The organism is Vibrio sp. 10N.286.52.F8, assembly GCF_041468745.1.
Taxonomy (GTDB): domain Bacteria; phylum Pseudomonadota; class Gammaproteobacteria; order Enterobacterales; family Vibrionaceae; genus Vibrio; species Vibrio crassostreae_C.
Genome location: NZ_JBFRJF010000010.1, coordinates 50,485 through 70,935, shown reverse-complemented (window position 1 = coordinate 70,935; position 20,451 = coordinate 50,485). Strand labels below are relative to the sequence as shown.

General features: G+C 43.2%; 21 protein-coding genes. 10 read left to right on the top strand and 11 right to left on the bottom strand.

What is annotated here, in order from left to right; all coding sequences use genetic code 11:
* Window positions 1-12: 12 nt before the first annotated feature.
* On the top strand, window positions 13-300 hold the full coding sequence (locus AB4133_RS04395; protein WP_004734273.1) for a helix-turn-helix domain-containing protein: 288 nt from the start codon (window positions 13-15) through the stop codon (window positions 298-300).
* A 68-nt stretch (window positions 301-368) separates the two neighbouring features.
* On the opposite strand, the gene AB4133_RS04390 is transcribed toward AB4133_RS04395, so the two are convergent.
* Together AB4133_RS04390 and AB4133_RS04385 are read right to left on the bottom strand one after the other, a co-directional pair.
* Window positions 369-701, bottom strand: a complete 333-nt coding sequence (locus AB4133_RS04390) for a DUF4156 domain-containing protein (RefSeq protein ID WP_017063387.1) — start codon at window positions 699-701, stop codon at window positions 369-371.
* Window positions 702-713: 12 nt separating this feature from the next.
* Window positions 714-1,058 (bottom strand): DUF2956 domain-containing protein, encoded by a 345-nt coding sequence (locus AB4133_RS04385; RefSeq protein WP_017060697.1) that lies wholly within the window; start codon window positions 1,056-1,058, stop codon window positions 714-716.
* A gap of 109 nt (window positions 1,059-1,167) precedes the next feature.
* Here AB4133_RS04385 and AB4133_RS04380 point away from each other — a divergent pair, with 109 nt between their 5' ends.
* The 4 genes from AB4133_RS04380 to AB4133_RS04365 all read left to right on the top strand — a co-directional run bounded on the left by AB4133_RS04380 (window position 1,168) and on the right by AB4133_RS04365 (window position 5,303).
* Window positions 1,168-1,629, top strand: a complete 462-nt coding sequence (locus AB4133_RS04380) for a DUF2919 domain-containing protein (RefSeq protein WP_017060696.1) — start codon at window positions 1,168-1,170, stop codon at window positions 1,627-1,629.
* A 65-nt stretch (window positions 1,630-1,694) separates the two neighbouring features.
* Complete coding sequence (locus tag AB4133_RS04375; RefSeq protein ID WP_372169427.1) at window positions 1,695-2,618, top strand: Dyp-type peroxidase; 924 nt, start codon at window positions 1,695-1,697, stop codon at window positions 2,616-2,618.
* Window positions 2,619-2,739: 121 nt separating this feature from the next.
* A complete protein-coding gene (locus AB4133_RS04370; protein ID WP_136973716.1) occupies window positions 2,740-3,873 on the top strand; it encodes a flagellin in 1,134 nt (377 codons plus the stop codon).
* Between the two features lie 296 nt (window positions 3,874-4,169).
* Complete coding sequence (locus tag AB4133_RS04365) at window positions 4,170-5,303, top strand: flagellin (protein WP_120459687.1); 1,134 nt, start codon at window positions 4,170-4,172, stop codon at window positions 5,301-5,303.
* A 485-nt stretch (window positions 5,304-5,788) separates the two neighbouring features.
* On the opposite strand, the gene crr is transcribed toward AB4133_RS04365, so the two are convergent.
* From crr to cysZ, 5 genes are all read right to left on the bottom strand, one after another.
* Window positions 5,789-6,298, bottom strand: coding sequence for a PTS glucose transporter subunit IIA (crr, locus tag AB4133_RS04360; RefSeq protein ID WP_004737851.1), 510 nt, complete (start codon window positions 6,296-6,298; stop codon window positions 5,789-5,791).
* A gap of 106 nt (window positions 6,299-6,404) precedes the next feature.
* Window positions 6,405-8,129 carry a phosphoenolpyruvate-protein phosphotransferase PtsI gene (gene ptsI, locus AB4133_RS04355; RefSeq protein ID WP_017061935.1) on the bottom strand — a complete coding sequence of 575 codons (1,725 nt, stop codon included), beginning with the start codon at window positions 8,127-8,129 and terminating at the stop codon, window positions 6,405-6,407.
* 136 nt (window positions 8,130-8,265) lie between these two features.
* Entirely contained in the window at window positions 8,266-8,523 is a 258-nt protein-coding gene (locus AB4133_RS04350) for an HPr family phosphocarrier protein (RefSeq protein WP_004734263.1), read from the bottom strand.
* A gap of 302 nt (window positions 8,524-8,825) precedes the next feature.
* Entirely contained in the window at window positions 8,826-9,794 is a 969-nt protein-coding gene (cysK, locus tag AB4133_RS04345; protein WP_017061934.1) for a cysteine synthase A, read from the bottom strand.
* Window positions 9,795-10,031: 237 nt separating this feature from the next.
* On the bottom strand, window positions 10,032-10,790 hold the full coding sequence (gene cysZ, locus AB4133_RS04340; RefSeq protein WP_029235129.1) for a sulfate transporter CysZ: 759 nt from the start codon (window positions 10,788-10,790) through the stop codon (window positions 10,032-10,034).
* Window positions 10,791-11,019: 229 nt separating this feature from the next.
* Here cysZ and zipA point away from each other — a divergent pair, with 229 nt between their 5' ends.
* The 5 genes from zipA (at window position 11,020) to cueR (ending at window position 17,210) form a co-directional block, all read left to right on the top strand.
* The gene (gene zipA / locus AB4133_RS04335) at window positions 11,020-12,063 is read left to right on the top strand and encodes a cell division protein ZipA (RefSeq protein ID WP_017061932.1); all 1,044 of its coding nucleotides are present in this window, start codon (window positions 11,020-11,022) and stop codon (window positions 12,061-12,063) included.
* A gap of 92 nt (window positions 12,064-12,155) precedes the next feature.
* Window positions 12,156-14,168: an NAD-dependent DNA ligase LigA gene (gene ligA / locus AB4133_RS04330; RefSeq protein ID WP_102320156.1), complete on the top strand. Its 2,013-nt coding sequence runs from the start codon at window positions 12,156-12,158 to the stop codon at window positions 14,166-14,168.
* Between the two features lie 525 nt (window positions 14,169-14,693).
* Window positions 14,694-15,824, top strand: a complete 1,131-nt coding sequence (locus AB4133_RS04325; protein WP_372224011.1) for a porin — start codon at window positions 14,694-14,696, stop codon at window positions 15,822-15,824.
* A 96-nt stretch (window positions 15,825-15,920) separates the two neighbouring features.
* A complete protein-coding gene (locus AB4133_RS04320) occupies window positions 15,921-16,724 on the top strand; it encodes a DUF2057 family protein (protein WP_017061929.1) in 804 nt (267 codons plus the stop codon).
* Between the two features lie 93 nt (window positions 16,725-16,817).
* Window positions 16,818-17,210, top strand: coding sequence for a Cu(I)-responsive transcriptional regulator (gene cueR, locus AB4133_RS04315; protein WP_017061928.1), 393 nt, complete (start codon window positions 16,818-16,820; stop codon window positions 17,208-17,210).
* 76 nt (window positions 17,211-17,286) lie between these two features.
* Here cueR and AB4133_RS04310 read toward each other — a convergent pair whose 3' ends face one another.
* The 4 genes from AB4133_RS04310 to AB4133_RS04295 all read right to left on the bottom strand — a co-directional run bounded on the left by AB4133_RS04310 (window position 17,287) and on the right by AB4133_RS04295 (window position 20,220).
* A complete protein-coding gene (locus AB4133_RS04310) occupies window positions 17,287-17,466 on the bottom strand; it encodes a hypothetical protein (RefSeq protein WP_017061927.1) in 180 nt (59 codons plus the stop codon).
* 319 nt (window positions 17,467-17,785) lie between these two features.
* Window positions 17,786-18,235 carry an NfeD family protein gene (locus tag AB4133_RS04305; RefSeq protein ID WP_017072438.1) on the bottom strand — a complete coding sequence of 150 codons (450 nt, stop codon included), beginning with the start codon at window positions 18,233-18,235 and terminating at the stop codon, window positions 17,786-17,788.
* A 3-nt stretch (window positions 18,236-18,238) separates the two neighbouring features.
* A complete protein-coding gene (locus AB4133_RS04300) occupies window positions 18,239-19,168 on the bottom strand; it encodes an SPFH domain-containing protein (protein WP_017063395.1) in 930 nt (309 codons plus the stop codon).
* 197 nt (window positions 19,169-19,365) lie between these two features.
* Complete coding sequence (locus AB4133_RS04295) at window positions 19,366-20,220, bottom strand: co-chaperone YbbN (protein WP_017061924.1); 855 nt, start codon at window positions 20,218-20,220, stop codon at window positions 19,366-19,368.
* Window positions 20,221-20,451: the final 231 nt, after the last annotated feature.

Genomic DNA, 20,451 nt, shown 5'->3' with positions numbered 1-20,451 from the left:
TAGGAGGTGTCAATGGAGTTGAGTCCTGTTTTTGCAAGGCGGCTATATTTAGCATTGTTAGTGGAAAGCCTTGATAGGCCAAATGTGCCTAAACTCATCGAAAAAACGGGGTGGCCTCGTCGTACTATTCAAGATGTACTCAAGGCGTTACCGGGGATCGGTATCGAACTTATGTTTGTTCAAGATGGGCGACGTCATAATGATGGCTATTACCAGTTATCCGACTGGGGGCCATTTGACAGTCAATGGGTTATCCAGCGTAAAGGCGATATAGCAACAAGCCTTGGATTTAGTGCATAAGCCAGCGAAAGCTGGCTTTCTTTTGGGTGTCATAAAATCAAAGCATATCGATATGCCGCTTTAGTTGCTTACTCGCACAGGTAGGCGGTACCAAGCATAGTCACGGAAGTGCTGAAATCTTGGGGTAGGGTAAAGATGACGGTGTCTGCGCCTAGCTCAATGGCATTCGATTTAAGCTCATTCATCGCACCTTGAATCAGGGCGTCATTGGGAAAGAACAAGTAGCTGTACCAATGACCTTCGCTGCCAGTGATTTCCCCTTTATACTCACACTGCTCGATGTTAATCAGGCCGTGGTAATCCATTTGTACCTTGTCCGCTTTACTATGAGGCGTTGATGTGGGTTTGGTACACCCGAGTAACATGCCACTCATAGCCAAAGCGACTAATTCCTTTTTCATACGTTTACCCTGCTATTGCATCAAATAAATCGCGAAGCCTACCCAGCTTGCGAACAGTAGTAACCACGGCAGTTTAGTGGCGTGATTTGATGGTGTTTCAACACTTGTTTCGATCGTGTCTTCTTGGTGTTGATTAGCTTGTTGAGTCTGTTTTTCTTTCTGTACGCGCTTCTTCGCTTTATCGGCTTGGCGGCTGCGTTCTTTTTGCTGTTTCTTGTACAGTGCGATGCCTTTCTCGATACCCTGAGCAATCAGTTTAGTTTGTTCTTTGGTTTGAGCTGGCTTTTGAGTCGCTTTGGCTATCTTCAGTGCTTCCTGTTGAGATTCAACAGAGGGCGTATTAGTTTTGTTTTTCATACTGAGTTCGACAATTAAAACGGATTGGCTACTAAGATAACGCAAAGCTAGTTAAGTATGAATGATTTGCGTTAAAGTGTTGGTTTGAAAATAAGTGAAAGTGAGATTTGTGCGGTACTCCATAGAACAATACGACAAGCACGGCTTTTTGAAAGCTCCAATCTTGCTCTGGCTAGGTTGGTTGTTTCTTGCGAAAGCCTTGGTCGTTTTCATTGTTGCAGGCGCAAGCCGAGAATCGGGAACCGATATTCTTGAGATAATCTACCCAGACCATCAGATGTTTTATGTCGGGATCGCGTTGAGTGTGCCTAGTTTGCTGCTGATGTGGTTATTTGGGCTAAGATCGCCAGATAGAAAGCGCCTTAACAAAGTCGTGTCATGGGGACGTTGGGTTACCATGATGGCTATCTTGGCACAGGGCTCCCATACGATTTATTTAATCTATTTGGATAACGGATGGTTCCGTTGGTCAAATGGCATCACCCTATTGTTGCTGCTGTGGTTAGCGCTTTATCTAACCAATAGCCATGCTGCAAGGGATTGCTTTAAAGTGGTTGAGCTCGAAGACTGATTCTCATCAAAACATTTGTCCCATTCACAATTATACTTAGAAGCTAAAACTGGAAGGAATAATCTATGCTTAATGTTTCAAATGAGCAGCCTAACGTTCAAAGTGCTATTTTGCCTGAAGCTGGGCCTTTCGCGCTTTACGTTCAACTTAAAGTGAACGCTAATACTGCTAATGTACTAGCAGAAATTCAAAAGCTTCCGACTCTAATCGACGAACTAAACCAAACTCAGCCTGATGCGAACTTAACGGCATCGGTTGCGTTCTCAAAAGCTTTTTGGGATAGGTTCGAGCAAGCAGCGCCCGCTGATTTGATCGACTTCCCTGTGCTGGGTGAAGGTGATATCACAGCACCGAGCACACTGTCTGACGTTCTGATTCACTGTCATTCAAACCGACATGATCTGCACTTCTTTATCTTGCGTAAATTGCTATCTGAAGTAGCAGCTGATGTTGAAGTGGTTGATGAAACTTACGGTTATCGCTTCCTAGACTCTCGTGACATGACGGACTTCGTTGATGGTACTGAAAACCCGAAAGACGCACAGCGCGCTGAAGTCGCGATTGTTCCTGAAGGTGAATTTGCGGGTGGTAGCTACGTGATGGTGCAGCGCTTTGTTCATAACCTTCCAGCTTGGAACCGATTGAATGTATCGGCGCAGGAAAAAGTGGTTGGTCGTACTAAGCCTGATTCAATCGAGCTCGATGATGTTCCAGCAGCGTCTCACGTTGGTCGTGTAGATATTAAAGAAGAAGGCAAAGGCCTTAAGATCGTTCGTCACAGCTTACCTTACGGCACAGCAACGGGTGATCACGGCCTACTGTTTATTGCTTACTGTAACGTGCGCCATAACTTCGACGCGATGCTAGAGAGCATGTACGGCGTAACTGATGGTAAAACAGACCAACTGCTTCGCTTTACTAAAGCGGTGACTGGCGCGTATTACTTTGCTCCTTCAACTGAGATGTTGAGTGCATTAACGATTAAGTAAGTCGTCTCAAAAAGAATAAACAAAGGGAGCCTCAGGGCTCCTTTTTTATTAAAGCTTTATATGAATTGGTCGATATAAGAGCAATCGTGGGTTTTATTCCTCTTTTTGTAAGCGAAGGTCTATGGCTATAACTGTTAATACCAATGTCTCAGCGCTGGTGGCCCAGAGAAACCTCTCTAATGCCAATAACATGCTGAACCAATCTTTGGAGCGCTTGGCTTCAGGGAGTCGTATTAACAGCGCTAAAGACGACGCTGCTGGCCTACAAATCTCCAACCGCTTGGAAGCGCAGATGAGTGGTATTGATGTCGCTGTGCGTAATGCGAATGATGGTATATCTATCATGCAAACCGCTGAAGGTGCGATGAATGAAACCACCAATATCATGCAGCGCATGCGCGACTTGTCTCTACAAGCAAGCAACGGTTCAAATAGCCAGTCGGAAAGAACGGCGATTCAAGAAGAGATTACCGCCTTAAACGATGAGCTGAATCGTATTGCAGAGACCACTTCTTTTGGTGGCAAAAAACTTCTCAATGGTAATTTTGGTAGTACGTCATTTCAGATTGGTGGCAGTTCAGGCGAAGCCGTGCAGATTGGTTTGAAAAGTATGCGTACTGATGACATCAACATGGGAGGCTTTAGCTACGTTGCTAATGGCATGGCCAGTGATTCATGGGCAGTGAAATCAAACCAGAATGATATGACGATGTCGTTTACCGATCGTTTTGGCCAGCCTCAAGAGATCATCATTAATGCGAAAGTCGGCGATGACATTGAAGAGTTGGCGACCTACATCAATGGTCAAACGGATCTGGTCTCAGCTTCGGTTAATGATGATGGGCAGCTTCAAATCTACATGTCTGGTGAAGATACCTCTGGCACTATCTCTTTCTCTGGTTCACTCGCGAGTGAACTGTCGATGTCAGCGGGTTACTATGAGTCGGTGAATGACATCAATGTGACGGATGTGGGTGGTGCGCAGCGTGCTGTTTCTATTTTAGATACCGCGATGAAGTACGTGGATAGCCATCGCTCTGAATTAGGCGCAATGCAAAACCGCTTCGACCACGCCATTAACAACCTTGAAAATGTTCATGAAAACTTGGCGACCTCAAACAGTCGAATCAAAGATACCGATTACGCCAAGGAAACGACTCAGATGCTAAAGCAGCAAATTCTGCAGCAAGTTAGCACCACTATTCTGGCTCAAGCGAAGCAAGCACCTAACCTTGCCTTAACCTTGTTAGGTTAATCAATTACTTTAAATCTCATAACACCATTTCAGTTTATTTGGCTTCTTTGGTTAATAAAAACACAAAACCTCGCTCGACGGATTTCTCGACAACTTTAGCGTTTTTCTTATCTTTTTTTGATAAATTTATTACCAGTCACGCTTTCTTCTCCTTTATCGCTATTTCTTTAATTTTATTGTTTTTTTCCTAAAGGTTTCGTCAATTACGCCGTTATTAAAAGTAACTTTGAGAGAACTACTTGGTTTTCCGAGACGTCGGAAACCGCAATACCGGAAAATCAATTGGAGAAATCACCATGGCAGTGAATGTAAATACAAACGTTTCAGCGATGACTGCGCAACGTTACCTAAACAACGCAAACAGCGCACAACAAACATCAATGGAGCGTCTAGCTTCTGGCTCTAAAATCAACAGCGCAAAAGATGACGCTGCGGGCCTACAAATCTCGAACCGTTTGAACGTTCAGAGCCGTGGTCTTGATGTTGCTGTACGTAACGCGAACGACGGTATCTCTATTGCACAAACTGCTGAAGGTGCAATGAACGAGACAACGAACATCCTGCAACGTATGCGTGATTTGTCTCTACAGTCTTCAAACGGCTCAAACTCAAAATCTGAGCGTGTAGCGATTCAAGAAGAAGTAACTGCGCTTAACAATGAACTTAACCGTATCGCAGAAACCACATCTTTCGGTGGTAACAAACTCATTAATGGCACTTACGGAACTCAGTCATTCCAAATCGGTGCGGACAACGGTGAAGCGGTAATGCTTCAACTGAAAGACATGCGCTCTGATAACGCTCAGATGGGTGGTAAGAGCTACCAAACTGAGAACGCGAAAGATAAAGATTGGAACGTTCAATCAGGCTCTAACGACCTAAAAATGTCGTTCACTGATAACTTCGGTCAAGCACAAGAAATCGACATCAGCGCAAAAGCGGGTGACGACATTGAAGAGCTAGCAACGTACATCAACGGTCAACAAGATTCTGTTAAAGCATCTGTAACTGAAGACGGCAAGCTACAAATGTTCACTGGCAACAACAAAGTGAGCGGCGATGTGTCTTTCTCTGGTGGTCTTGCTGGTGAGTTAGGTATTCAAGCAGGTAAAGACGTAACGGTTGACACTATCGATGTAACATCAGTTGGCGGCGCACAAGAGTCTGTAGCAGTAATCGATGCGGCCCTTAAGTATGTAGACAGTCACCGTGCTGAGCTAGGTGCTTTCCAAAACCGTTTCGATCACGCTATCAGCAACTTAGACAACATTAACGAGAACGTTAACGCATCTAAGAGCCGTATTAAAGATACCGACTTCGCGAAAGAAACGACTCAGATGACTAAGTCTCAGATCCTTTCTCAAGCTTCAAGCTCGATTCTTGCTCAAGCGAAGCAAGCACCGAACTCGGCACTTAGCCTACTAGGTTAATCGATTGAAAAGCCACGTTGACCGATAGTGTTGACGTTAGGCTTCCACAAATTAGCTCGTGGTGAGAGATGAGCGCTAAACAGACCCAGCTTCGGTTGGGTTTTTTATTGCCTGAAATTTGGAGAAGAGAGGGGAGTTGTGGTGTTGGTAGTTGATTGGAAAGCGAGATTCCCTATCACGTTCGTGCCTCACTGTAGGGAATGACGGGAGTTGGGTATTGGTGACTCTATAGCTAACTGTATAGAAGAGGTCGGTTTGAGTAACAATCACTCAGGCTTAAACCATAGTGTTTAATCGTCATCCCAGAATCGAACCGAGCGAGATGTCAGGGATCTCTGTTCGTGAGAGGCCCAAAGAAGAAGGGGATTTGTAGTTGTTAGGTATAAGGCCAAAGCGGCTGGTAATCTGGCATTAGAACTATATAGCAGGCACAAAAAACGCCACCCTTAGGTAGCGTTTTAATTAAAGCAGATAAGTAATCGAGATTACTTAGTTACTTTAAGAACTGGAGTTTCGCCAACAGTTACAGAACCAGAAAGCTTGTTCAGCTCTTTGATTTCGTCCATGTTAGAGATAACAACTGGAGTAAGCGTAGATTTTGCTTTCTCTTCTAGAAGCGCTAGGTCGAAAGTGATGATAGTGTCACCAGCTTTAACAGATTGACCTTCTTCAGCTACACGAGTGAAGCCTTCGCCTTTAAGTTCAACAGTATCGATACCGAAGTGAACGAAAAGCTCAACACCGTCGTCAGACTCGATAGAGAATGCGTGGTTAGTTTCGAAGATCTTACCGATAGTACCGTTAACTGGAGCTACCATTTTGTCGCCAGCTGGTTTGATCGCGATGCCGTCACCAACGATTTTTTCAGCGAAAACTACATCTGGCACATCTTCGATGTTTACGATTTCACCAGAAAGAGGTGCGATGATTTCGATTGCACCAGCATCAGCGCTGTCATCAGATACAAGCTTTTTCAGTTTGTCAAACAGACCCATTGTGTCATGCTCCTAACGTTTAGTTTTATTCTGTAGAATATACTATACCAATCTAACAAATTAGACGACTATTTTTAGCCGTCTAACGTTATTAAGCGATTGGCGATTACTGAGTTTTCTCAGCGATGAACTTTTCTACGCAAGCTTCAATTTCAGCAGCTGTTGGTAGAGATAGTGCTTCGTCAGCCATAGCTTTAACTTCAGCGAAGTTAGAGTTACGGATTACTTTCTTAACTTTAGGGATAGAGATACCGCTCATAGAGAACTCATCTAGACCCATACCAAGAAGAAGTAGCGTTGCACGCTCATCACCAGCAAGCTCACCACACATACCAGTCCACTTACCTTCAGCGTGTGATGCGTCGATCACTTGCTTGATTACTGTAAGAACAGCAGGAGATAGTGGGTTGTATAGGTGAGAAATCATTTCGTTACCACGGTCTACCGCAAGAGTGTATTGCGTTAGGTCGTTAGTACCGATAGAGAAGAAAGATACTTCTTTCGCTAGGTGGTGTGCGATTGCAGCAGCTGCTGGAGTCTCAACCATTACGCCGATTTCGATTTCTTCATCGAAAGCTAGGCCTTCAGCGCGAAGTTCAACTTTGTACTCTTCGATTGCTTTTTTCAGTTCACGGATCTCTTCAACAGAAATGATCATTGGGAACATGATACGTAGTTTACCGTGTGCAGATGCACGTAGGATGCCACGTAGTTGGTCACGTAGGATTTCACGACGATCCAAGCTGATACGCACTGCACGCCAGCCTAGGAACGGGTTCATCTCTTGTGGAAGGTCCATGTATGGTAGGTCTTTGTCGCCACCGATATCCATAGTACGGATAATCACTGACTCGCCTTCCATTGCTTCTGCTACTTCTTTGTAAGCAACGTATTGCTCTTCTTCAGTAGGAAGCGCGTCACGGTCCATAAATAGGAATTCAGTACGGTACAGACCAACGCCTTCACCGCCGTTACGCAGGATACCGTCACAGTCTTTTACTGTACCGATGTTGCCACAAACTTCTACACGGTGACCGTCTAGAGTTTCAGCATGTAAATCTTTTAGTTTTGCTAGTTCAACTGCTTCTGCTTCGAAATCTTCTTTGATTTTCTTAGCTTCTGCTAATTCAGCATCTGAAGGGTTGATGATGATCTTGTTGTTCATCGCGTCTAGCACAAGCATGTCGCCGTTCTTAACTTGCTTAGTGATATCGTTAGTACCAACGATAGCTGGAAGTTCAAGAGAACGTGCCATGATTGAAGTATGAGATGTACGACCGCCGATGTCACAAGCGAAACCAAGAACGTAGTCTAGGTTGATTTGTGCAGTTTCAGATGGCGTTAGGTCGTAAGCTACTAGGATAACTTCTTCATTGATATCTGCTAGAGATACAATGTTAATGCCTAGAGCATTTTTAACGAAACGAGTACCGATATCACGGATATCAGTTGCACGTTCTTTTAGGTACTCATCATCAAGAGACTCTAGTGCAACAGCTTGCTCTTCGATCACAGTGTGGATCGCGTTGTCTGCGTGCATCTTGTCTTTCTTGATGAGTGCTAAAATCTCTTCTTCTAGCTCTTCATCTTCAAGCAGCATGATGTGGCCTTCAAAGATTGCTTCTTTTTCTTCGCCAAAAGTTTCAAGTGCTTTTTGCTTAACAACTTCAAGTTGTTGAGAAGATTTGTTACGAGCGTCAAAGAAACGCTGTACTTCTGCTTCAACTTGGTCGTCAGAGATAGATTGAGTGTTTAGGACAATTTCATCTTCTTGAAGTAGTAGTGCTTTACCGAAAGCAATACCAGGAGATGCTAGGATGCCTGAAATCATAGCCTTACCTTAGTTGTTCAACTGTAAACGGGAGAGTGTGTGACTTTAAGTCGTCGACTAATGTCGCGCTTATTCCTATCTATTTCGAACAAAGCCACTTTGCTATGCAAAATGGCTTTGAAAGAAGGAGACCGTATTAGTGTAGTTGATCCATAAGAGCAACTAGGTGGTCTACTGCTTGCTGAGCTTGAGGACCTTCAGCTGAAATAGTAACGTTAGTACCTTTTACTAGGCCTAAAGTTTGTAGTTTGAACAGGCTTTTCGCGCTAGCGCTTTTGCCGTTAGAAGTCACTGTGATGTCAGCGTCGAAAGATTTTGCTTCTTTAACGAACTGTGCAGCTGGACGAGTGTGAAGACCGTTTTCTGCTGTGATTTCTACTTGCTTCTCGTACATTTTATATACCCCAATTAATTTATTTTTTGTAAGTTTGTAACCAGATTAGCTTAACTGCTTTAGCCCAAATGCGCTAGAGGCTAGTACGCCATGTTCGTGTTAGAACTTAGACTGGTTATAAATTTTTATCCAGCCATGGTCGTCTTTTGCTGAGTACTCATGACTTTCAGAATTTGTTTATTGCTTCTTTTATTTTGAAGCGAAAAATAAAACAGACCCGATATTACCAAAGGTGGGGCAGGGATCAACAAAAAAGCCCCTAAACGGGGCTTTTTTGGACGAAAAATTGATTTGACCACATATTATTGTTGGTTCTCTTTTTCCGTAAAGATGCCAGCAAATAGGGCTGTGCTTAGGTAACGCTCACCAGAGCTTGGTAGTACAGTAACGATAGTTTTTCCTGCAAATTCAGGTAGTTCGGCGATTCTGTTTGCTGCTACAACTGCCGCGCCAGATGAGATGCCTGCAAGAATACCTTCTTCTTTCATTAGGCGTTGAGCCATCTCAATCGCTTCTTCAGAAGTTACCGATTCAACACGGTCAATAATCTCTAAATCTAGGTTTCCAGGGATGAAACCTGCACCGATACCTTGAATTTTGTGTGGAGCTGGTTTGATTTCTTCACCTGCAAGTGCCTGTGCAATCACTGGAGACTCTGCTGGTTCAACCGCTACTGAAGTGATCGCTTTGCCTTTTTCACCTTTAATGTAACGACTTGTACCTGTGATAGTACCGCCCGTACCAACACCCGCTACAAACACGTCGATTTCGCCGTCTGTTGCTTCCCAAATTTCAGGACCAGTCGTTTGCTCGTGAATTTGTGGGTTGGCTGGGTTGTTGAACTGTTGAAGTAGTAGGTACTTGTCTGGGTCTGAAGCAACAATCTCTTCTGCTTTAGCAATCGCACCGTTCATACCTTTTGGTGCTTCAGTCAGCACTAGGTTTGCGCCAAGCGCTTTAAGCAGCTTACGACGTTCTAGGCTCATTGATTCAGGCATAGTTAGCGTTAGTTTGTAACCGCGTGCTGCTGCTACGAATGCAAGTGCAACACCTGTGTTACCACTGGTAGGTTCAACAAGCTCGATACCTGGCTTAAGCGTACCCGCTTTTTCTGCTTCCCAGATCATGTTTGAACCGATACGACATTTAACACTGAAGCTTGGGTTACGAGCTTCGATCTTAGCTAGGACGTTACCTTTGCTTACTTTGTTAAGGCGGACTAGAGGTGTGTTACCAATCGTTAGGGTGTTGTCTTCGTAGATCTTGCTCATGCGATATTCCTTCATTTAATGACAGAACTAAACGTAGTATATCAATCACTTTACCGTCTAGTGTCTTACGATGTTTGTTCAGCTTGAATTTAGATTAAACAAGTTGAAAAAAAGGTAAAAGGATTAAAAAGTTATATCATATAGATATGTAGCAGAATTGACGCCTATCTTTATTGAAATCAGAACTTCAAAAAGATAGGCGAAACTAGGAAGTGTAGAAAGGGTTAGAGACGAGAACTATAGACGAGAACGTAGAGCTTGGTCTTTAAACTCAGCAACCCACATTGCTGTCGCGCCACAAACGGCAACGGGCATCACAATCAGGTTTAAAATTGGAATAGTAGTGAACACAGAAACAAGCGCGCCAAAGCTGTAGCTCTTACCTTGTTTTTGTTTCAAATTGTTTCTCATGTCATCAAATTTGATTTTATGGTTATCGAACGGGTAGTCGGCGTATTGAATCGCTAACATCCATGCTGTGAAAATGAACCATAAAAACGGAGCAACGGTTTGCCCTAGTGCTGGAATTAACAAAAGTAGGAATAAACCGATCGCTTTTGGCAGAATGTAGACAAGCTTGCGCCATTCTCTCGCTAATATACGTGGGGTATCTTTGAGGACATCAAGTAAACCATCGTCATTAACTTTTTTACCGCTCAACAACTCTTCAACTTTTTCCGCGAGTAAACCGTTGAACGGTGCGGCAATGAAGTTAGCGAGCGTGCTAAAGAAATACGAGAATGTGGCCAAGACGGTTAACACAAGTAATGGCCATAAAATGTATGACAACCACGACAAGAAACTTGGCAATGCACCAATCCAACCTTCAATCCAAGTGTTTAGGTTGGAGAAGATATAAAACAAGGCACCACCAACGAGTAACACGTTCGCGATAAGTGGCATTAGTACAAACTTACGAATGCTCGGTGATAAAGCGATTTTTATTCCGAAAATAAAATAGCCAAAGCCGGAGCGGGGAACAGATTCAATAGTCATATTTAAATTAGGTCACATGTGAATTTGGTTAAATAGCAAACATGTCTAGTGTACTCGACCGAAATTAAGAAAAAAAGCGTGGTGAAAATCACACCATGTAAGGAACTAATTGTATTAAGTTGTTCTAAAACAGTGGCTACTTTTGATAGAGTAGTGAGATTAGCCAAATTAACCCAACTTAGTGACAGCGTGTTTATAGCTAGTTGACTAAGAAAGCTGAGAGCGAAAAATGCAGGAATTGCGATTTGTACTCATTATTGTTGGCGCATTAGCTATCGCCGCATTATTGTTCCATGGTCTATGGACGAGTAAAAAAGAAGGGAAAGCAAAGTTTGGAGATAAGCCGCTCGGTAAGCTTGATAACGACAGCTTAGATGAAGCAGAAACTATTCCAAACCGTTCATTCGCCCCAGAAGATGATTTTGAGATAATCCGAAAAGAACGTAAAGAGCCGGATTTTGCTGTTTCACCCTCTGATACTGATCCGCTGATCGACTCAGATCCGCTAACAGCGCCACAAGCGAAAGAAGCTTACGAAGATGATATCGAATTAAATGATCTTCCTTCTTTCAGCGTAGAAGACCCAATTAAGGTTGAAAGTGAACCTGAAGTGATTGAGGAAGAGAAGGACGTTGAGCCTGAAGTTCCAAGCTTTGAGTTGACTGACGAGCAAAAAGAAAACCATGCCGGCTTTAAAGTGCAGTACGGTTCGTTTGAAGAGCCTTCTGAAACAGTTGATGAGCCAGTCGTTCCAAACGAAACGCTTACTCAAAGAGAGCCCGTTGTTGCGAAAGAAGTCGTGACTCCGCAAAGTGCGACTGTTGAAGAAGCAAAACCAGATGAAGAACTTGGTTTAGAAGTGATCGTTCTTAATGTTCACTGTGCTGGAGAGATCCCATTCGTTGGGACTGAACTTTTCCGCAGCATGGAGAACAACGGTTTAACTTATGGTGAGATGTCTATTTACCACTGCTTTGCACAATCTACAGATGCACCAAAGGTTATTTTCAGCGTTGCAAACATGATGCAGCCAGGAACGCTAGAACATGATGATCCTGCTGACTTCACGACTAAAGGTATTTCGTTCTTTATGACGTTGCCTTGTTATGGTCAAGCTGATCAAAACTTCAATGTGATGCTGAGTGCGGCGCAGAAAATTGCTGACGATATGGGCGGAAACGTGTTGGATGAGTCACGCAACTTAATGACACCAAACCGTTTATCTGACTACCGCAAGCAAATCAGAGACTTTATGACGGCATCGAATGCCTAGCCGTATTGTTTAGCCTTGTAAATAATCTATATTTATAGAAAAGGGCTCCTAAGGGAGCCCTTTTTGATATTTCAATCACGATAGAGAATGATATGAAAGAATCGATTCAAGTTACCTTAGAGCAGTTAAGAGAAACTCTGCATTATCACGCCGTTCGTTATTACGTAGAAGATAGCCCTGAGATCCCTGATGTCGAGTACGATCGATTAATGCAGCAATTGCTAAAGATCGAAGAAGAGAACCCGGAACTAGTGACAGTAGATTCTCCGAGCCAACGTGTTGGTGGTCAGCCTCTCGATGGTTTCACTCAAGTGACTCATGAGATCCCAATGCTTTCTCTGGACAATGCTTTCTCTGATGAAGATTTGGATGCGTTCAATAAGCGAATGTCTGATAGAGCGCCAACCGCTAACCTCAAGACTTTCTGTTGTGAACCTAAGCTTGATGGCCTTGCAGTTAGCCTACTCTATGTGAATGGTATTTTAGTTCAGGCTGCGACACGTGGTGACGGTGCGACGGGTGAAAACATCACTGAAAACGTGCGTACGATCAGCTCTATCCCACTTAAGTTACAAGGTGAAGGCTGGCCGCAGCGTATTGAAGTTCGTGGCGAAGTGTTTATGCCAAAAGCGGGTTTCGATAAGTTGAATGAGATGGCGTTGAAGAAAGGCGAGAAAGTATTTGTTAACCCACGTAATGCCGCCGCAGGTAGCCTGCGTCAGCTTGATTCCCGTATTACTGCGAAACGTCCGCTAGCTTTCTACGCATACAGTGTCGGTGTTGTACAAGGCGCTGAGCTATCAAATAGTCACTACGAACGCTTTTTACAGCTTAAAGGTTGGGGCTTACCTATGTGCCCCGAGACTAAGCAACTGAGCTCTCTCGAAGACGTGAAAGCCTATTACCAAGATATTATGACTCGTCGTGATGCTCTGGCTTACGAGATTGATGGCGTTGTTATCAAAGTCGACGATATCGCGGCTCAAGAAGTGCTTGGTTTTGTTGCTAGAGCGCCACGTTGGGCAATTGCTTATAAGTTTCCAGCTCAAGAAGAGATTACACTGCTCAATGACGTTGAATTTCAGGTGGGCCGTACTGGCGCTATTACGCCGGTTGCTAAACTTGAACCTATCTTCGTTGGTGGCGTGACGGTCAGCAATGCCACTTTACACAATGCCGATGAGATTGCGCGTTTAGGCGTGAAGGTAGGCGACAGCGTTATTATTCGCCGTGCAGGTGACGTTATTCCACAAATAGTGGCTGTTGTACTAGATCGTCGCCCTGAAACGGCTAGAGACATTGTTTTCCCTGATGCTTGCCCAGTATGTAGTTCTGCGGTTGAGCGTGTAGAAGGTGAAGCTGTAGCGCGTTGTACTGGCGGTTTAGTCTGTCAGGCGCAGCGTAAAGAAGCACTTAAACACTTTGTTTCTAGAAAGGCGCTAGACGTTGATGGACTGGGCGTGAAAGTTATTGAGCAGCTTGTGGACCGTGAAATGGTCGAAACACCTGCTGATTTATTTAAGCTAAGTGCTGGCGTGATTACTGTTCTTGACCGAATGGGGCCTAAATCGGCACAGAACGTCGTGAGTGCGTTGAATAAAGCTAAAGACACGACGTTAGCGCGTTTCCTCTATTCACTCGGTATTCGTGAAGTCGGTGAGGCGACAGCGATGAACTTAGCGCAACACTTTAAGACGTTGGAACTGGTTCAAGCAGCTACTCATGAACAATTAGTTGAAGTGTCAGATATTGGTGACATCGTTGCTAGCCATATCACCAGCTTCTTCTCACAAGAGAAAAACAGAGCGGTCGTCGATCAGCTGATAGAGCTAGGTGTGAATTGGCCAATCATCAAAGAAGCTGCCGATGACCAAGAGCTACCATTAGAAGGTAAAGTCGTTGTGTTAACAGGCTCATTGTCGCAATTAGGTCGAAGTGAAGCTAAAGCTGCGTTACAAGCATTAGGTGCGAAAGTGACGGGTAGCGTATCGAAGAAAACGGACATCTTGTTTGCCGGTGAAGCTGCGGGTTCTAAACTGACTAAAGCACAAGATTTAGGTATCGAAATAAGAACAGAAGAAGATCTAATAGCCCTTATTTCGTAAGTAAATACAGATAAAAAAAGCTCAAAGGCACTCCTTTCAAGGGAGTGCCTTTTTTGTGTCTGCTGCAAATTAGATGCCTTTTTAATTGTTGAGAATTTTGTTCCTATACGAACTCTAAAATCAGGACAGTGACGCTGCTCAACATTAATGAAATACCATTGTAGTTGTATCAAAAATGCGAGTCATATCTATTTTTACAAAGTTATAATTACCTCAACTTGTTGAATTTATTGGTATTAATTTTGTTTTGGTGAGGATTTTTCTATTTATCGATCTGGATCACTAAGTACCTATTAAATTTGCACCAACTCATATTTTTTTAGATGAAAATTAAGTTCTCATTGATCTTTTTGAGGGCGAAGTTAGTCTTAATGCCATGGATGCACATGATGTGTATAACCAGAAAGGAAATAGAGAATTCAGAGTTTAGGGTTCTCAAACAAGAAAAGGTATTTCTCTCTACGGCGGCCAACTTTAGGCGGGGAATATTCAAACAGCTATATCCATTTTTAGGAGTTTTATTCCATGGAAAACAAAATTTTCAAACGTACTCTACTAGGTGCATCCGTTGCACTTTTATCGACAGGCGTAATGGCGAAAGAAGTTGGTATCAACTCTGATTTCAACGTTGACGTATACGGTGTTGCAGCTATCTCTCTAGTTAACTACAACACAACTGACAACAACGACTCTAGTACTGGTTACGCTGTAGAGAATGAATCTCGTATCGGCTTCCGTGCTCATAAAGAGATGTTTGATGACGTATTAATCACAATGCAGATTGAATCTGGCTACGTAGATAGCACAGACTGGGGTCATGGCGGCGTTTCAGGCGGTGTGCTTGGTTTCCGTGATACGTTCGTTGGTGCTTCTGGCTCTTGGGGTAACCTGCGTGTGGGTCGTGTTCTTACTCCACTATACGAAATCGTCGACTGGCCATTCTCTAACCCTGGTCTAGGTTCTGTATTCGATTGGGGCGGCATCAACGGTCACTACGATCGTCAATCTAACCAAGTTCGTTACGATTCAGCTAAATTTGGCGGTTTCTCTTTTGCAGCTTCTGTTGGTCGTGACGATAACGACAACGGTGGTGGTGCAGCAACTCGTGACGCAAACTTTGTTGGCGCAAGTGCTAAGTACAGCTTCGAAAAAATCACATTCATGGCTGGTGTTGAATCTGGTACTCGTGTAACAGCAGATACCGCTGAATCTTGTGTGTTTGACCCAGATGCTCCAGGTACGCCGGATTGTACAGCAGCTGTAGCTGGCTATGATGATGACACGTTCGCTTACATTGTTGGTTTTGAAGCTAGCCTACCAGCTGGATTCGGTATTGCGGCTGCGTATAAAGGCGAAGAGCTAGACAACGGTACGCGTAAATATACGCAAGACTCTTACTCAATCATTGGTCAATACTGGAATGGTCCAATTGGTGTGAAAGTTGGTTATGCTGCAAACTTAGAAGCAGACCTTTCAGGGACTACTGCATCTAACTCTGTATTGTCGGCTGCACAAACTGACGATAGTAACACTATCTCTGCTCAGTTAATGGCTGTTCACAACGGTTTCGTACCTTACCTACGTGTAGCGGGTCGTACTGTTGGTGACGCTGATACAGATATCGTAACTCGCGTTGGTCTTGAGTACGGTTTCTAAGCTAGAATTATCAGCTTAAGCAGTTAGATAAAATCAAAACGCTGGTAAATTTTTTTGCCAGCGTTTTTCCATAGTGAACATAAGGAATTAGTCATAATGAATAAAGTTAGTGTAGTTGTATTATCATTATTTTTGGGAGCTTGTAGTTCACTCGATTCACAAAGTAATTTTGCAGACTCAGTTGCTGATGTGCAGCCCAAAGGTGGTTACATTAAAGTAACCGGTCAATCTTACGTAGCAGAAAATAGAGCAAATGTAGGCGCAGACATTCTCAAGTCGTCGCTTTACTTTACATACAATAAAGAAGTAACACCAAATACTGCCCCAGAATCTTCAATTACTATGGACGTGAGTTACTTCCAAAGTTACAAAGAGTACGAAACGGTTAGTTTTTTTGGTAAAACGATAGAATTAGAAGATAGACAAGTACCAAGAGAAAGCTGCAGCGAACATTGCACAAAGACTCAATATATTAAATTCCCATTAAGCGACGCTGATATACAGCAAGCAAGAGAAAAGAACTTAGAGTTTACGCTTGATGGGCAAAACTCAGTCATGAGTACAACTTTCATTGTGCCGAAAGCGTATATCGACACAATTTATAACGGTGCAAATAATCATACGGCTATCGCTGTTGCTCCGGTTGCGGTACCTGTTGCGGCTGTAGTTGCTGAAGAACCAAAAGCGTCTCAAGCTCAAGAGATGGTTAATTACTGGTATGGTCAAGCGACAAAAGAAGAGCAAGCTGCTGTGACTGATTGGGCATTCAAGAATCGTAAAAACGCTACCCCAACATCACTAGAAGGCTCAAAAGAAATCGAAATGGTTTCATATTGGTTCAATAAGCTAAACAGCGAAGAAAAATCTCAAACTATGATTTGGCTATTAGAGCAAGAGTAGGCTTCTAACGTAAGTCTCTAGCTATGTTTTTCAACCGCAGTATTGTATAACAGCAGTACTGCGGTTTTTCATTTTAGGCTTACAGGTAAGATTGTGAATATTGGTGAAGTAGCGAAGCGTGTTGGTACAACAGCGAAATCCATTCGTTTTTACGAAAGTAAAGGCATGATGAGCCCACCGCACCGATCAGAAAATGGTTACAGGCAATATGGCGAGATTCATATCGAACAGTTAGAGTTCGTTTTGAGAGCTAAAATGGTTGGTTTCACTCTCGATGAGTGTAAGTCACTGGTTGAGTTGGCAATGAATCCCAACAGACAAAGCTACGAAGTAAAGAAGAAGGCTACTCAGAAGTTAGATGAAATAGAGTTGAAGCTTGCGGAGTTAAACAAGATGAAGGTGCAGCTACAATCTTGGGTACATGACTGCCCTGGAGATACTTCAACGGAATGTCCTATCTTGAATAATCTATCTGGCCGCAGTTAGGTTATTCCAGTTCTAAATAATCGTCAGGCAGCAATTTCATTACTAGCCTGACTTTAATTACCTATCACAGCACCTATCACAGCACCTTTCCGCCGTAATGTTTACAGATCAACAGTGGTACATGAGTGACTGCGTTACCATCTGAACACTTAACGATAGGCCCCATGTTTCCGTTACCGGGAGACTGACTGCTCGCTAGAGCGCTTCCAAATGACAAGCTGAAAATAGCCGTTAGAATTATTAAAAAATGTCTCATACAAACTCCATTAGGTTTATCTCTAATTGAGATAATTGAAAGTATGGACAAGGAAAAGAAAATTTCAAAAATTCGACGGACTTAACATTTTTAATAATTATAAATAAGCGAGAGTAAGGTTAACTATTCATATATATATTGGGTAAGAAATCTGGCTTTCTTATACCTTTTTAGCTCAATCAAACTTTTTAGCTTTACGAAATAAGAACTTATTTTTTTTTCAATTCAATCTATCGCAATGATAATTCGAATATTATTAAGGTTCAAAAATAGAAAAAGCCTGCATTTATTGAAAATGCAGGCTTCATATAGCTCTTGTTTATAAAGGTTCTATTATTAGAACGATTCCGTCTAAAGCGACAATCTTAATTTCGGTTCCAGATGGAATATCTTGACTGGCCTTTGCTGACCAAGAAGAGTCACCGAACTTAATTCGACAGCTACCTTTCTTTACGTCTTCACTTAAAATAACGGTTTGACCTACCAATTGCTTTTCTCTTTGGTTTAACTCTCGCCCTGCATCCGATTGCTTGTCATTCGAGAGTTGTCTTCTCCACCACAACCAAGTGGTAATAAGAGAGAAGCTAGCAAAGGACAGCCATTGTATCTGCCAACCAATTGGTAATGCTCCTAATAGGGCACCGACCAGCATGGCAGATATGCCTATCCATAAAAAGTAACCAGCGGTTCCAATTAGCTCAAGCGCTAACAATGCTAGACCAAACGCTAACCAATGCCAGTGGTTTACTTGTTCTAGTAATTCGACCATAAGTTAGTCCTTACTACCTTTGTCATTCTTATGTGCAAACATCTCCGCGATACCCGCTACTGAACCCATAAGGCCAGTTGCTTCGAGTGGTAGCATGATGATCTTGCCGTTTTCAGCTTGGCCTATAGATTTCAATGCGTCGGTGTAACCTTGTGCAATGAAGTAATTGACCGCTTGCATGTCACCTTGAGCAATTGCCGTTGATACCATTTCTGTCGCTTTAGCTTCTGCTTCTGCGGCACGCTCACGGGCTTCTGCTTGCAATATTGCCGCTTGCTTCTCACCTTCTGCTTTCAGGATCTCTGATTGCTTGTGGCCTTCTGCTTTCAAGATCTCAGCTTGTCGTACACCTTCTGCTTCTAAGATATCAGCACGTTTATTACGCTCGGCTTTCATCTGGGCATTCATCGCAGCAGTAAGGTCTGCTGGTGGCTGTACGTCTTTAATTTCGATACGGGTGACTTTTACGCCCCAAGGGTTTGTCGCTTCATCAACGATGTTCAGTAGCTTGGTATTGATCATGTCACGCTGACTCAGCATCTCATCCAGTTCCATCGAGCCAAGCACAGTACGGATATTGGTGAGGGTTAAGTTACGGATCGCATGTTCAAGGTCATTCACTTCATAAGCTGCCTTAGGCGCGTCGATAACTTGAACAAAACAAACCGCATCGATAACCACATTTGCATTATCTTTGGAGATGACTTCTTGTGCTGGGATGTCGAGAACACGCTCCATCATGCTGATGCGCTGTCCAACTTTATCAATAAATGGAATGATTAAGTTAAGACCCGGTTTAAGGGTGTGTGTGTATCGCCCGAAGCGTTCAACGGTCCAGTTGTTGCCTTGTGGAACGGTTTTTACGCCAGCGAAGATAAATAACAGTGCGACGGCAGTAAAGACGCCGATAGTAATCAAGGTATCAATAGGCATACAAAATCCTTTGCAAGTTTGAGTTTTTGATAGTTCAGTATTGATACTGGCTCATATTTAAATTCTGAGCAAATTTATAAACGAGAAATGGGCCATAAAATATTGATTTTATGGCCCATTTTACATTCTATTATGCGATAAACTAATTGATTGAATTGTCAATTTTCGATGTTTAATCTACGGCTTTTTAGGTTTAACTAGTAAAGCAGAGAGTACAGTTGTCGACGGTACTTACTGGCAACTGGGTTACCTTGTCCAAGCGCACTCAAGATGTCCATGAACTCTTTCTTCATGTCACCATCGAGAGCATTAAGATCTTTGGCTAGGAAAGACCATAATAGATCCATAGCTTCTTCACTGCGGTTCACTTGGTGATATTGCAATGCTAATTCAGATGCTGTTTTAGCGTCGCTCGGATTTTGCTGAAGAGCTGCTTCTAATGCTTGTATTTCAGGGCTGTCTGCTGCTTGTTTATGAAGTTCAAGCTTTGCAACTAAGCCTTTGTAGTAGTTGTCTTGGTACTCAAGAGGGATAGTTGCTAGCTGAGTTTCAGCAAGGTCAAATTGTTGCGTTTCTAACAAACACTCTGCGATCGCCAGTTTTACTTCACCTTTATTCGTCAGCTCTGCTGGAAGTTGCTGCATTGCTGCTAGTGCCTGTGTGTGCTCGCCAGCTTGCATTTGCTCAAGAGCCTGACGCAAAGCAAGTTCATCTTGGCTAGGAAGGTGTTTGCTGAGCATATCGACAATAGCTTCTATGCTTTGAGGGCCACCGAGCCCATCGACTGGCTGACCATTAACAAACAGTGCAATAGTGGGCAGTGCTTGAACACCAAACTGGCTAGCAATAGCTTGCTCTTGTTCGCAATTGAGCAGGGCTAAGGTGAAGGCACCGTTGTATTGCTGAGTTAAAGTTTGCAGTTCAGGAATGACTTGGGCGCTCTCTTGGCTCATTGGTGCCCAAAAATGGATGAGTACAGGGGTCTGCATCGAACCTTCTAATACTTGACGAAAGTTCTGCTCATTAAGTTCAACAATATGCGGAGATTGCATTTACGTTCCTTGAGGTTTGTTTTGTGGATACGTTGCAAATATGGGGGGGTTAGTCGGTAACTTCAAGATCTAGCTCGGTTATCTCGGATAAAAAGAACCAAAAATAGAAAAACGCTATGCTTCGATGTTGATATAATTGTTATCTCAACATGGAAGGCATAGCGTTATCATCGAGGTAGTCAGTGAGGCGTTGCGTGAGATACTCAAAACAGAATAAACAACGTAATCGCC

Coding starts and splice junctions, on each gene's coding strand:
- AB4133_RS04395 (WP_004734273.1), top strand. CDS start 13: ATGGAGTTGAGTCCTGTTTTTGCAAGGCGGCTATATTTAGCATTGTTA.
- AB4133_RS04390 (WP_017063387.1), bottom strand. CDS start 701: ATGAAAAAGGAATTAGTCGCTTTGGCTATGAGTGGCATGTTACTCGGG.
- AB4133_RS04385 (WP_017060697.1), bottom strand. CDS start 1,058: ATGAAAAACAAAACTAATACGCCCTCTGTTGAATCTCAACAGGAAGCA.
- AB4133_RS04375 (WP_372169427.1), top strand. CDS start 1,695: ATGCTTAATGTTTCAAATGAGCAGCCTAACGTTCAAAGTGCTATTTTG.
- AB4133_RS04370 (WP_136973716.1), top strand. CDS start 2,740: ATGGCTATAACTGTTAATACCAATGTCTCAGCGCTGGTGGCCCAGAGA.
- AB4133_RS04365 (WP_120459687.1), top strand. CDS start 4,170: ATGGCAGTGAATGTAAATACAAACGTTTCAGCGATGACTGCGCAACGT.
- crr (WP_004737851.1), bottom strand. CDS start 6,298: ATGGGTCTGTTTGACAAACTGAAAAAGCTTGTATCTGATGACAGCGCT.
- ptsI (WP_017061935.1), bottom strand. CDS start 8,129: ATGATTTCAGGCATCCTAGCATCTCCTGGTATTGCTTTCGGTAAAGCA.
- AB4133_RS04350 (WP_004734263.1), bottom strand. CDS start 8,523: ATGTACGAGAAGCAAGTAGAAATCACAGCAGAAAACGGTCTTCACACT.
- cysK (WP_017061934.1), bottom strand. CDS start 9,794: ATGAGCAAGATCTACGAAGACAACACCCTAACGATTGGTAACACACCT.
- cysZ (WP_029235129.1), bottom strand. CDS start 10,790: ATGACTATTGAATCTGTTCCCCGCTCCGGCTTTGGCTATTTTATTTTC.
- zipA (WP_017061932.1), top strand. CDS start 11,020: ATGCAGGAATTGCGATTTGTACTCATTATTGTTGGCGCATTAGCTATC.
- ligA (WP_102320156.1), top strand. CDS start 12,156: ATGAAAGAATCGATTCAAGTTACCTTAGAGCAGTTAAGAGAAACTCTG.
- AB4133_RS04325 (WP_372224011.1), top strand. CDS start 14,694: ATGGAAAACAAAATTTTCAAACGTACTCTACTAGGTGCATCCGTTGCA.
- AB4133_RS04320 (WP_017061929.1), top strand. CDS start 15,921: ATGAATAAAGTTAGTGTAGTTGTATTATCATTATTTTTGGGAGCTTGT.
- AB4133_RS04310 (WP_017061927.1), bottom strand. CDS start 17,466: ATGAGACATTTTTTAATAATTCTAACGGCTATTTTCAGCTTGTCATTT.
- AB4133_RS04305 (WP_017072438.1), bottom strand. CDS start 18,235: ATGGTCGAATTACTAGAACAAGTAAACCACTGGCATTGGTTAGCGTTT.
- AB4133_RS04300 (WP_017063395.1), bottom strand. CDS start 19,168: ATGCCTATTGATACCTTGATTACTATCGGCGTCTTTACTGCCGTCGCA.
- AB4133_RS04295 (WP_017061924.1), bottom strand. CDS start 20,220: ATGCAATCTCCGCATATTGTTGAACTTAATGAGCAGAACTTTCGTCAA.